The organism is Vibrio sp. R12-SW3-ISO1 (assembly GCF_059834005.1).
Genome location: NZ_JCBDGK010000028.1, coordinates 65,775 through 78,986 on the forward strand (window position 1 = coordinate 65,775; position 13,212 = coordinate 78,986).

Annotated in this window: 9 protein-coding genes; 2 read left to right on the forward strand and 7 right to left on the reverse strand. The window is 49.3% G+C overall.

Annotation, left to right across the window (positions count from 1 at the left end; translation table 11 throughout):
- The 3 genes from AC6R0R_RS08730 to AC6R0R_RS08740 all read right to left on the reverse strand — a co-directional run bounded on the left by AC6R0R_RS08730 (position 1) and on the right by AC6R0R_RS08740 (position 3,800).
- Positions 1–1,065: a FecCD family ABC transporter permease gene (locus tag AC6R0R_RS08730; RefSeq protein WP_500626409.1), complete on the reverse strand. Its 1,065-nt coding sequence runs from the start codon at positions 1,063–1,065 to the stop codon at positions 1–3.
- The gene (locus AC6R0R_RS08735; protein ID WP_500626410.1) at positions 996–1,841 is read right to left on the reverse strand and encodes an ABC transporter ATP-binding protein; all 846 of its coding nucleotides are present in this window, start codon (positions 1,839–1,841) and stop codon (positions 996–998) included. Before AC6R0R_RS08735 ends, AC6R0R_RS08730 begins: the two co-directional genes overlap by 70 nt.
- Before the next feature lie 135 nt (positions 1,842–1,976).
- Positions 1,977–3,800, reverse strand: coding sequence for an ABC transporter ATP-binding protein (locus AC6R0R_RS08740; RefSeq protein ID WP_500626411.1), 1,824 nt, complete (start codon positions 3,798–3,800; stop codon positions 1,977–1,979).
- 144 nt (positions 3,801–3,944) lie between these two features.
- On the opposite strand from AC6R0R_RS08740, the gene AC6R0R_RS08745 reads away from it, so the two are divergent.
- A complete protein-coding gene (locus AC6R0R_RS08745) occupies positions 3,945–6,035 on the forward strand; it encodes a TonB-dependent siderophore receptor (protein WP_500626412.1) in 2,091 nt (696 codons plus the stop codon).
- Positions 6,036–6,085: 50 nt separating this feature from the next.
- Here AC6R0R_RS08745 and glmS read toward each other — a convergent pair whose 3' ends face one another.
- Together glmS and AC6R0R_RS08755 are read right to left on the reverse strand one after the other, a co-directional pair.
- Positions 6,086–7,918 carry a glutamine--fructose-6-phosphate transaminase (isomerizing) gene (gene glmS / locus AC6R0R_RS08750; RefSeq protein ID WP_500626413.1) on the reverse strand — a complete coding sequence of 611 codons (1,833 nt, stop codon included), beginning with the start codon at positions 7,916–7,918 and terminating at the stop codon, positions 6,086–6,088.
- A gap of 156 nt (positions 7,919–8,074) precedes the next feature.
- Entirely contained in the window at positions 8,075–8,836 is a 762-nt protein-coding gene (locus AC6R0R_RS08755) for a DeoR/GlpR family DNA-binding transcription regulator (RefSeq protein ID WP_487903578.1), read from the reverse strand.
- Between the two features lie 431 nt (positions 8,837–9,267).
- Here AC6R0R_RS08755 and pykF point away from each other — a divergent pair, with 431 nt between their 5' ends.
- Complete coding sequence (pykF, locus tag AC6R0R_RS08760) at positions 9,268–10,680, forward strand: pyruvate kinase PykF (protein WP_500626414.1); 1,413 nt, start codon at positions 9,268–9,270, stop codon at positions 10,678–10,680.
- Positions 10,681–10,875: 195 nt separating this feature from the next.
- On the opposite strand, the gene AC6R0R_RS08765 is transcribed toward pykF, so the two are convergent.
- Positions 10,876–12,696: a GGDEF domain-containing protein gene (locus AC6R0R_RS08765; RefSeq protein ID WP_500626415.1), complete on the reverse strand. Its 1,821-nt coding sequence runs from the start codon at positions 12,694–12,696 to the stop codon at positions 10,876–10,878.
- Positions 12,697–12,890: 194 nt separating this feature from the next.
- On the reverse strand, positions 12,891–13,212 hold a 322-nt coding region (locus AC6R0R_RS08770), incomplete at its 5' end, for an SIMPL domain-containing protein (protein ID WP_500626416.1).

The window sequence follows — 13,212 nt, forward strand, 5'->3', positions numbered from 1 at the left end:
TTAACGAATCCTCGTTTTGACCAGCCACACAAACAGCGGTGCGCCGAGCAAAATCGTCATCAGCCCAGTCGTCACCTCTTGTGGGGCAATCAACCAGCGCGCCAAACTGTCAACAAACAGCAAGTAGGCGCCGCCAAGCAGCAGCGAATACGGCACGACCCAGCGATAATCACTGCCCACCAGCAGCTTGACCACATGCGGAATCACCAAGCCGACAAAACCCAGCGGGCCTGCCAGTGCGACCGAGGCCGCCGTCAAGGACACCACGCACAGCAGCAACTGCCATTTGCGCTTTTGAATATCAATGCCAAGGCCCGTCGCGACCTGATCGCCCATCGACATCGCCGTCACCGCTGGGGCCAGCAGTATCGCAGCCACTAAGCCAAACAAAATCCATGGTAGGCACCACCAGTATGTCTCCAATTGACTCCCCAGTAGAGAGCCCACTAGCCAGCCGCGTAACGTTTCAAACGTTTTCTGATCGATCAAATGATGAATCGACAAGAGCGCGGCGGTAAACGCACTAAACGCCGAGCCGGTCAGCGTCAATGTCAGCGGCGTCACTCCGCTCGGCGTTCGCGCGGCAATCGTCCAGACTACCGCAGCGGCAATCAGCGAGCCCACGGCCGCCACTAATGGCAACCATACGATGCCCTCGACAGGCGCAAAACTTATCCAATAGACCACCGCCAACGCGCCGCCCGTCATCATGCCGAGTAAGCTAGGGTCGGCGAGCGGATTTCTCGTTACACCTTGCATTAAGGCACCCGCCACAGCCAAACTCGCACCCACTGACCCGGCAACGATGGCGCGTGGTAAGCGCAACTCTCGCACCACCAAATGAGAGAACTGATTGTCATCGTACGCCACCAACGCGGACCATACCTCCGTCAGCGCGACAGGCTGCGCCCCTAGGGATAAATGCCAAAGCAAAAAGCCCAGCAGTATCATCGCCATCACGCCAAGACCGGCACCACTTAACCAAGCACAGCGTCTCATATCACCGCCGACATCACCGACCTTGTCTGCCCATGGGCAACACTCGCGGTCTCGATGGGTACGCATTGCAAGGTTTGTGTGTGCGGATCGCGAATCACATTGGCATTTAAACCAAACACCTGCTTGAGGTTGTCGGCGGTAAAGACCTGCTCGGGATGGCCAGCGGCGTAGATGGCGCCCGCTTTCATCATGATGAGCTCATCGGCATACGCAGCGGCAAGATTCAGTTCATGTAGCACCACAACAAGGGTGCGATGGTGTTGATGCGCCAATTGGCTCAATAAGCTCAGCAAGTCGACCTGAACTTTGAGATCCAAATAGGTGGTCGGCTCATCCAGCAAAATAATGTCGGTTTCTTGCGCCAGCACCATGGCAATCCAACAACGTTGACGCTGACCACCCGACAGGTCGGTCACCGCACGATCGGCGAGTTCTGTGACGTTGGCCATCGCCATTGCCTCATCCACCATTTGCTCGTCATGCTCACTCCACTGCTGGAAAAAGGTTTGATGCGGATAGCGCCCCTGAGCGACGAGCTCACGTACAGTGAGACCTTCCGGTGCAATCGGGCCTTGTGGCAAAAGCGCTAAAGTTTTTGCTACCGCTTTCGCGCCCAATTGATGAATGGGCTCATCATTGAGCAACACCTGACCAGACATCGGTGGCAGCACTCGTGCTAAGCATTTAAGCAGCGTCGATTTTCCACACCCATTCGAACCGACCAAAATCGTCAGTTTACCGGGTTGAATCTCAAGACTGATGTTGTTGACGATCGGTGTATCGTAACCGACGACCAGGGACGAAGCCGCGAGACGTGCACTGTGTTGATGGGGGTCTAGCATTACTCTTTCTTAAAGCGAAGAAAACAAAATGATAACAATTATCAATTTTATTTCCTTATAATATGAGTAATTAAAAAAAGGTTCAACCATAGCGCGCTATCGTTGAACCTTTTTGAGTGATGGAGGTTGGAAAGATTAACCTAAGAAGCCGCCAGTTTGGTGCTTCCAAAGTTGGGCGTAGATGCCTTCTTGTGCGAGGAGCTCTTGGTGACTGCCTTGCTCAACCACACGGCCTTGATCCATCACGATCAAGCGATCCATAGCAGCAATAGTCGATAAACGGTGTGCAATCGCGATCACGGTTTTGCCTTCCATCAGCACTTGCAAGTTTTCTTGAATCGCCGACTCCACTTCAGAATCGAGCGCGGACGTCGCTTCATCCATAATCAAGATCGGCGCATTTTTAAGTAACACACGCGCAATGGCAATACGTTGACGTTGCCCACCGGATAATTTCACCCCGCGCTCGCCCACTTCGACATCATAGCCGCTATGCCCCTGCTCATCTTTGAGGCCACAGATAAAGTCGTGCGCATGGGCTTTTTTCGCCGCCTCGATCAGCGCCGCGTCGTCGGCATCAGGATCACCGTAGAGGATGTTCTCTTTGATCGAACGGTGCAGCAGTGAGGTGTCTTGCGTGATCATACCGATCTGCTGGCGCAGCGACTCTTGGCTTACGTCTGCGATGTTTTGACCATCAATGCGAATATCGCCGCCTTTCAAATCGTAAAAACGCAGCAGCAAGTTAACCAAGCTTGACTTACCCGCGCCAGAGCGGCCAACAATCCCGACTTTTTCACCCGGTTTAATGGCTAAGTTAAGCTGCTCAAACACCGGTTTATCATCGGTGTAGTCAAAATCCACGGCGTCGAACTCGATGGCGCCTTTTGTCACCGTCAACGCGGGTGCATTGGGTTTATCTTGCACTTCAACATCATTGGAGATGGTGTTCATGCCATCGACCACGGTACCAATGTTTTCAAACAGTGCGCTCACTTCCCACATGATCCATTTCGACATGCCTTGTACGCGCAGCGCAATGCTGATTGCCACCGCAATCACACCGATGGTGACACTCGCCTCAAGCCATAACATGACCGACAAAGCGGCAATAGAGATGAGCAGCAGATAGTTAATCGCATCAACACTCAATAGCAGGCAAGTCACCATGCGCATTTGGCGATATACCGTCAGCAAAAACTGCTTCATGCTGCCTTTGGCATACTCCAATTCACGCTTGGAGTGGGAGAAAAGCTTAACGGTTGAAATATTGGTGTAGGTATCGACAATTCGCCCCGTCATCACTGAGCGTGCATCGGCTTGGTCAGTCGCCACCTTTTTCAGACGTGGGATAAAAAACAGCTGGATAAGAATGTACATCACCAACCAAATCGCAATCGGCAGCATCAATAGCAGATCCGATTCGCCCATCATCCAGATCATCGCCACGAAATAGACCGAGATGTACACCAGTACATCAACCAGCTTCATCACGGTTTCACGTACAGCCAGGGCACTTTGCATCACCTTGGTTGCCACTCGGCCAGCAAAATCTCGCTGGAAAAAGCCGACCGCTTGCTTGAGTAAATAGCGGTGAATCAACCAACGAATCGACATCGGATAATTACCTAGCAAGGTTTGATGCATGATCATCGAGTGGGTAATCCCCAGCGCGGGCATCACCACCACAACCAGCAGCACCATAGTCCACATCCGATCGCCTTGGTCTTGCCAAAACGTCGCGCGATCTTGGGTGCTGAGAATATCGACCAGTTCGCCCATGTAACTGAGCAGCGTCACTTCCGTCCAGGCAATCAACGCACTGAGTATCGCCATCAAGAGTAATGGCACTTCAAAGCCTCGGGTGTAGTGACGACAAAAGCCGAGTAAATGCTTCGGCGGCATTTGCGGCTCTTGCTCGGGAAACGCTTGCGTTAATTTTTCAAACCAATTGAACATGCTTCCTACTTTCGGGTTTCGGGTTTCGGGTTTCGGGTCGGGCACGTTTTACTATCTTTTGATGAAAAAGTCAGTAAAATAAAAACCAATACGAATAATAATAAATATCATTATTAATTTAACTTTCATTTACAGGAAAAGGACATGCATAACCAAACTCCTCTTTCAGTCGCAGTTCGTAAAGCGATCTGGTTGGGATTGGCGCCTGCTGCAGTGGTATGTTCAAGCGCTGTCTTTGCACAAGAGAGCACCACGGAACTGGAAACCATCACTGTCACGGCCCAAGCACTTAAAGTCGACACCCCTGCCCAAGAAACGCCTCGCAGTGTGTCAATTGTCACCGAAGATGACCTACGCACCCGCGCCCCACAAAAGCTTGATGAAGCGCTGCGTTACACGTCAGGTGTGACGGCTCAGCCTTATGGTGCGGATAATGATACGGATTGGTTTAAAGTTCGCGGGTTCAATGCGACAACCTACCTAGACGGCAACCGTCTATTTCGTGATGGCTACTACACTTGGCTAGTCGAACCTTACGGACTGGAAAGTATTGAAGTCATCAAAGGCCCATCCGCCATTTTATTTGGTGAGTCATCACCTGGCGGTGTGGTCAACGCTGTTCAGAAAAAACCAACCTTCACGCCACAAGGTGAATTAAAAGTGGAGGTAGGTACGAACAATCATCAATCGATCGCATTCGACGTTTCCGATCTTGCCAATGAAGAGGGCACTGTAAGATATCGACTGGTTGGAGCGATGAAAAGCAGTGAAGGAGAGCTAAACGAGACTGAGAATGATCGATTCTACTTAGCTCCTAGCCTTGAAATCGACATTTCAGATCGCACAACTCTGACTCTGTTGGCTACCTACCTTGAAGACGACGGTGTACCAACCAACCCATTCTTCCCGGCAGCGGGCACTTTGATCGGTTCCAATTTCGGTAGTATCGATCCAAGTACGAATCTAGGCCAACCTGATTACGACAAGTATGAAAGAACACAGTTTTCTCTAGGCTACCTACTTCAACACGATATCAATGACAGTTGGACTTGGTCCCAAAATCTCAATTACGCATCTAATGAGCTATACCTTAGAAGTTCCTATGCCTTTTTCAACAATGACTCGAGTGTTGAAGAGCTAGGACAAGGGGTGGTTTATCGAGATGGGAAAAACCAGAGCTTCACTTTCGATAACAACGCTGTGGGTACTTGGTATACCTCAAACGCAGAGCAATCTGTGCTTGTCGGTTTTGATCTTCAACGTCATGAAACTGAAGGTGAAGAGCAGGACAGCTACGCATTTGGTACCATCAACCCTTGGAATCCTGTGTACGGTAATTACACCCCGCTCGACATGGCGAACAATACACATCGTGAAATCACCAAGTCACAAGCCAGTGTTTACTCTCAGTATCAAATAAAACTGAACCAAGGATGGGTCGGCAGCGTGGGCGCTCGCTACGACTGGGTTAACACTGAGAACGTTGGCCAAACGGCTAGCAGCTCAGACAAGAAATCACGAGATGATGGCCAGTTATCGTTAAATGCAGGTATCATGTATTTGTCGGACATTGGATTGTCACCCTACGCGAGTTACTCACAATCCTTTGAAGTCTTGAGCACGATTGATAGTGGTACAGGAGAGCTGTATAAGCCTCTCGAAGGTGAGCAAGTGGAAGTCGGTGTAAAGTACCAGCCAGAATTCTTGGATGGGTACATCAATGTCGCTTGGTTTGACATCAGTGAGAAAAACGCTTTGGTCACCAACCCTGATACCTATCAAGTTACACAAACGGGTGAAGCGACATCAAACGGTATCGAAATTCAAACCGTTGCTCAGCTAACGGATGATCTCAAACTCTCGGCAAACTACACCTATACCAATGCAAAAACAGAGGAAACAAGCGGACAAGGAACCAAGAGAGCCGCACTGATTCCTGAGCATCAAGCCTCTGCTTGGTTGGACTACCGCGCTCAAGCATGGATCCCTGGGCTAAATATTGGTTCTGGTGTCCGTTACGTCGGTGAATCAAAAGACAACCCGAAATGGTCAGATCTGACAGTCCCATCTGTAACCTTGTGGGATGCGTCTGTCTCCTACGACATCACGTCGCAATGGCAAGCTCAACTCAACGTCAACAATATCCTAGACAAAGAGTATGTGTCTGGTTGTGATTACTGGTGCTACTACGGCCAATCACGTTCAGTGGTGCTAAACGCCAATTACCGCTGGTAATCAAGCAGATACTAAAAGGCCTAGCGAGATGCTAGGCCTTTTTTTGGCTGTTATTCCACCGTTACCGCTTTCGCTAGGTTGCGAGGTTGGTCGACGTCGGTGCCTTTGATCAGCGCAACGTGGTAAGACAGCAGCTGCATTGGAACGGTGTAGAAGATAGGTGCAGTCACTTCGTTGACGTGCGGCATCTTGATGATCTTCATGTTCTCATCGCCTTCAAACCCAGCGTCAGCATCGGCGAAGACGTACAGCAGGCCGCCACGAGCGCGCACTTCTTCAACGTTAGACTTCAGCTTCTCAAGCAGATCGTTGCTCGGCGCGATCACGACAACAGGCATGTCCGCATCAATCAAGGCTAGTGGGCCATGTTTCAGTTCACCCGCGGCGTAGGCCTCTGCGTGAATGTAAGAGATCTCTTTGAGCTTGAGCGACGCTTCCATCGCGATTGGGTAGTACTCGCCGCGGCCAAGGAACAAGGTGTGGTGCTTATCGGCAAAATCTGGAGCCAGCGCTTCGATCTCTTTGTCAAAGGCGAGCGCTTTTTCAATCGCACTTGGTAGCTCATGGAGCGCTTTTACAATCTCCGCTTCGCGCGTTTCATTAACGCGGCCTTGCAAGCGACCAATAGACACCACCATCATCAGCATCGCAGCAAGCTGGGTCGTAAACGCTTTGGTCGAGGCTACACCGATCTCTGTGCCTGCGCGCGTCATAAAGGCAAAGTCAGACTCACGCACCAGTGAGGAGCCCGCGACGTTACAGATGGTCATCGCCGCCATGTAGCCTTTCTCTTTAGCCAAACGCAGCGCGGCTAGGGTATCCGCCGTTTCACCAGATTGAGATAGCGTCACCAACAAGCTGTTTGGGCGAACCACGAAATCGCGGTAACGGAACTCAGACGCGATTTCCACATCACAGCTCACGCCGGCAATGGATTCAAACCAGTAACGCGCGGCCATGCCTGAGTTGTAAGAGGTACCACACGCAATAATCTGCACGTGATCGACTTTGCTCAGGATCTCTTCGGCATTCACGCCAATCGCATTGGTGATGACGGCTTTGTCGGAAATACGACCTTCCATCGTGTTGATCAGCGCCGTCGGCTGCTCAAAAATCTCTTTTTGCATAAAGTGACGGTACTTGCCTTTATCGCCGGCATCGTGCTCAGCGTTGGACTCAATCACTTCACGCTCAACCGCTTCGCCGTTGGCATCAAAGACGGTGACCGAGCGACGAGTCACCTCTGCAACATCGCCCTCTTCTAGGTACATAAAGCGGCGTGTCACGCTCAGCAGCGCAAGTTGGTCTGACGCAAGGAAGTTTTCACCGACGCCAAAACCAATCACAATTGGGCTACCCGAACGGGCAACCACAATGCGAGAGGGATCTTTGCGATCCACGGCTACCGTGCCGTAAGCGCCTTCCAGTTGCTTGGCGGTTTTTTGCAGCGCTTCAAGTAATGTGTCTGAGGTGCGACGTTCCCACTCAACCAAGTGTGCAATCACTTCGGTGTCAGTTTGTGATTCAAACACGTAACCACGAGATTGAAGCAGCTCGCGCAACGCTTCGTGGTTTTCGATGATCCCGTTGTGGACGACGGCAATATCGCCAGACATGTGTGGGTGCGCGTTCACTTCTGACGGCTCACCGTGCGTTGCCCAGCGTGTGTGTGCGATGCCAGTGCCACCAAGCACGTTCGCTTGCTCGACAGCGTCGGCCAACTCTTGCACCTTACCGAGACGACGTACGCGAGTGAGGTTATTGTCACTGTCGACCACCGCCACACCGGCTGAGTCATAGCCGCGGTATTCAAGGCGACGGAGACCTTCTACTAAAATTTCCGCCACATCACGCTGTGCCACTGCACCAACGATTCCACACATAGGTTCTACTCCCTTCCCTTTTGCTAGGGTTGTTTGATTTAGGCGTCAGCCGAATAAGCAGCAAGCAAAAAACACTGGCGTATATCGCCAAGTGGCCAATTCGGTTCGTGCGCCGATAATATGGTTAAAACGAGATGCCTAGACTCACACTTAAGTTTAGGCACAAATTACGGTGACGCCGTGAGACTCAATCTGTTGTTGGTACTCCGGCGGCAAATCGCTGTTGGTAATCAATACGTCAATACAGTCCCAAGCGAGCTCTAAGTTTGGGATTTTACGGCCAATTTTCTCGGACTCGACCATCACAATCACTTCGCGTGAGACTTCCGCCATCACCTTGCTAAGGCCCACAAGCTCATTGAACGTGGTAGTGCCACGCGCCAAATCGACGCCGTCAGCACCGATAAAAAGCTGGTCAAAGTCGTAGGAACGCAGTACCGACTCTGCCACCTGCCCTTGAAACGACTCGGAATGTGCATCCCAAGTGCCGCCCGTCATTAGTAAAGTAGGTTCACTCTCTAATTCGTTAAGCGCATTGGCGACATTGAGCGAGTTCGTCATCACCACCAAACCACGCATGCCATCCAGTTGACGAATCAATGCGCCCGTCGTGCTGCCACTGTCGATGACAATGCGGTTGTGTTCACGGATTAAGGTGGCGGCGGCTTTCGCTAGCTCATTCTTGCGAACCGAAACATTTTCACTCAATTCATCGCTGACCACTTCTTTCGGTAGCGCGATCGCCCCACCGTAACGGCGAAGCAACTGACCATTTTTCTCTAAAGAAGCCAGATCCTTTCTAATCGTGACTTCAGAGGTCTCAAAGCGCTGAGAAAGCTCTTCAACACTGACCTCTCCTTTCTCGTTAACGAGATGGGAAATAGAGTGTCTTCTTAATTGAGTGTTTCGTTTCGACATGATTACCAAAAATCAAAGTTTCAAATCAAAACAAATTATAATCAAAACGAAATATTTTCGTCCATTTATTTTGAACCAAAAAATAAAAAAATTGCGGCAAAACCTTGTCCTAAGACAATTCTTAAACAGTGATCCTTGAGTCAATCAGTGGTAGAATTCGCCACCGAAAAGAAAAAAAATTACAGAATTGACTGTTATTTTTTTGCAACTAACCGCTGATATCCTAGGTTAGTCACAAATTTGCGGCGAATTTTCCCATCAATTTAGTCATAAAATGACTAAATTTGATGAAAGACTTTCAGTAGCGAAGTTGACCTTGAAAGTACGTTTTTCTCTATGAGCGACGTCTCATTTAGCCCGAGAAAACGCTCGACTTCGACATGATCCATGACTTTCAAATTGTAACTATTATTGACCGGAGAGTATCTTCCATGAAAAAGACCAAAATCGTATGTACGATTGGCCCTAAAACTGAATCTGTAGAGAAACTGACTGAGCTTGTAAACGCAGGCATGAACGTAATGCGTCTTAACTTCTCTCACGGTGACTACGCAGAACACGGCACTCGTATCACGAACTTCCGTGAAGTCATGGCAAACACTGGTAAACAGCTTGCGATTCTTCTGGATACTAAAGGTCCTGAAATCCGTACGATCAAACTAGAAAACGGCGATGACGTTGATCTAGAAGCGGGTCAAGAATTCACATTCACAACAGACACTTCTGTTGTTGGTAACAAAAACACCGTTGCGGTCACTTACGCAGGTTTCGCTGCTGACCTAAACGTTGGCAACACTATCCTAGTCGATGATGGTCTTATCGAGATGGAAGTGATCGCAACAACAGAAACTGAAGTGAAGTGTAAAGTTCTAAACAACGGCGCACTAGGTGAAAACAAAGGTGTTAACCTTCCTGGTGTTTCTGTTCAACTTCCAGCTCTATCTGAAAAAGACAAAAACGACCTTAAATTTGGTTGTGAGCAAGGCGTTGATTTCGTTGCCGCTTCTTTCATTCGTAAAGCAGCAGACGTGAAAGAAATCCGTGAACTTCTAGACGCAAACGGCGGCGAAAACATCCACATCATCTCTAAGATCGAAAACCAAGAAGGTGTGGATAACTTCGACGAAATCCTAGACCTTTCTGACGGTATCATGGTTGCTCGTGGTGACCTAGGTGTTGAAATCCCAGCAGAAGAAGTGATCTTCGCTCAGAAGATGATGATCGAGAAATGTAACCGTGCACGTAAAGTGGTTATCACAGCGACTCAAATGCTGGATTCTATGATCAAGAACCCTCGTCCAACACGCGCAGAAGCGGGTGACGTAGCGAACGCTATCATGGACGGTACAGATGCAGTGATGCTTTCTGGCGAAACAGCAAAAGGTAAGTACCCTGTAGAAGCGGTAACTATCATGGCTCAAATCGCTAACCGCACGGATTCTGCACTAAAAGCGGAACTAGGTTCACGCCTAGACAGCCCACGTCTACGCATCACTGAAGCGGTATGTAAAGGCGCTGTAGACACTGCTGAGAAGCTAGCGGCTCCTCTTATCGTTGTTGCAACAGAAGGCGGTAAGTCTGCTCGTTCAGTACGTAAGTACTTCCCAACAGCAAACATCCTAGCGCTAACGACTAACAAGAAGACAGCCGCTCAACTTGTTCTGACTAAAGGCGTTCGCCCAGTATTGGTTGACTCAATCGACAGCACTGACTCTTTCTACATCAAAGGTAAAGAGTTGGCACTTGAGTCTGGCCTTGGTAACAAAGGCGACATCGTTGTAATGGTATCAGGTGCACTTGTTGCTTCTGGCACAACCAACACAGCGTCAGTTCACGTTCTATAATCGTTGAACTCAGTAACATGAATCAAGGGAGCTTCGGCTCCCTTTTCTTTTGCCTGCAATTACGGAGACGCATAGAGCAGTTAACAAAGAGAGTGTGAATAGAAAGAAAATTGGGGGACTAACTTAGGCACTGACGTGCTCAATGAAGACGCGACGTACTTAAAGAAGAGACCTTCTTTAAGACGAAAGAGTTCGTTATGCGATGTCGTCGCTGCTGCGACAAGTAGAGACGCGGTTGCGCCCTAAGGTTTTTGATTCATACAGTGCGATATCCGCGCATTTATAACAGCGAGTGTAATCGTGAGTCATATCCGTAACGCCCACACTGATCGTGACCGGAATATCCAGTTGATTCGCCGTCGCTACTCTCAACCTATCGAGCGCGCGTTCTGCTTCTTCAAGCGGCGTGTGAGGCATGATCACTGCAAACTCCTCGCCGCCAATTCGCGCCACAAAATCAGTATCGCGTAAGCGCTCTTTAATCAGATTGCCTACACGCTGAATCACGCGATCCCCCTGGTCGTGCCCCTGCTCATCATTGATTCGCTTAAAGTAATCAATATCAATCAAGGCAAGGCAGGTGGTATTGCTCTCTCCGTAGCGCTCCACTAGCTTGGCACTCTTTCTTAACTCTGCATCAAACTTGCGTCGATTCCAAAGCTGGGTTAGCTCATCAATTTCGCTCAGCACCCTGAGGCGCTCTTCAAGGGCAACGCGATCAGAAATATCCACGAGAGAGGTGATGTAATAACTGACGTTGCCCGTTTTCGATAATACGCTCTGAACACGTGCAATCACAGTGACGTCATAATCGAGCGGCGAACTGTTGAGTCTCACCTCTCCTTCCCAAAACTGATGCTTAGACAGTTGTTCAAAAATGTGCATTGAGGCTTCGATCTGCTTTTCCCCCAGCAAGATCTTGAACACATTCCGATTCACCACCTCTTGTTGGCTTAGTCCCGTAAGCTTATTGAACTCATCATTGACTAAAATTGCTCGATACCAGCGGTCGGTGATGATCACCGCCGACATCCCACTGAGCGCCGCTCTCGCCAGTTGGCTCTCAATACTGCGTTTACGATAATAGAAGATCAATACGCCGCCAGGCACGATCACTGCGATCACCAGTAGCGTCGCGAGTAGTGCCTCTTGAAACAGCTCCAATAACTCTCGACCCGTGAGATCATTGAGCTGCTGCTGGCTTAAATGGATCACCAAGTACATCTCATGGCGCGGGGAAAGGTACAACTTCTCAAACACGAGTAGCTCGCTGTTCTCCATCACTGAGCCGGACTCTTTCACCTGCATTTTGGCCCAAGCTTGAGGAAAGAGTTGAGGCAAACTGAAGTGCTTACGCTCTTCAATCACATGGCCAAAACGCTCTTGTTGATTGTCGCTGACTAAGAAATAACCGCCGTCATTAGCGAGTTTTGGTCGCAGCAGGCCATCGGGGGCATAGTTGAGTCTCGATGCCAACGCTTCCACATCGACATTAAGAATCAGGTAACCCGTCTTCACCTCATCGAGGTATATCGGAGTCAACAAACGCAGGCTAGGACGATAGGGATACACCACCTCAGCATGCTCGATTTCTAGATCGACGCCCCAAGTGCCTATCTCGTTTTTTGCCAGAGTTTGAGCGTAATCAAAGTAGTCGCGCTGCGATTTATTTTGCAGGTTCTTCTCACTCACGACCACACTTTTGCCATCGAGGAAGTTCACGCGGATCTGCTCTTTGCCTTGACGATCCAGATAGCGGACTTGGGTATACCACAGCTGGCTGTCAGTCACCGAGGCCCAAGACTGCTCGACAATGGTTTTATGCTCGTCCGTTGGCTTGGCAATATAGTCATAAAGATTACGACTGTGCGATAACAAATTGACGACAGAAACAAACTGATTGCGAACATTCAGATACTCGCGTTCGCTGTAGGTCAATTGATGTGAAGCTTGAGTGATGATGGTGTTCATTGCCGCCGTTTTTACTTCTTGGTATCGGCTATGATAGTAAGTCATCACTATCAATATGAGCACTAACATAACTAGCATTAGATACCAAAAGTTACTGCGGCTTTTCATCACTAGCTATGCTCTTAAAAAAATGAGGAGGAAGTATAGCATTAATACGAAAGTCGATTAAAGAGCGAGCGATGACACATTCGACCCCTCGCTATTTTTCCCTTTAAAAAATAAAGGCTTTTAGTAAGAAATTAATCAATCTGATAAATAACATCCACGCTATCACGAATGATGATTGATGAATCTTGGTAGCCCACTGACTCTCTTTTCGCGTCCATACTCATGGTACGCATCAATACCGGTTGGTTTTGCTGGCTGCGATAATCGATTCGCCACACGCCTTTGAGTGTTTTACCAAACCCTTCAGACAACGCGTGCGCTTTCTGATTGGCATCACGGATCGCCGCTTGACGGGCTTGATCTTGATAACGTGCGGCCTCTTTTACTTTCAACTCAATATTGCTCACTTGGTTGATGCCCACACTCAGCGCCAGGTCAAGATAATCATTGAGC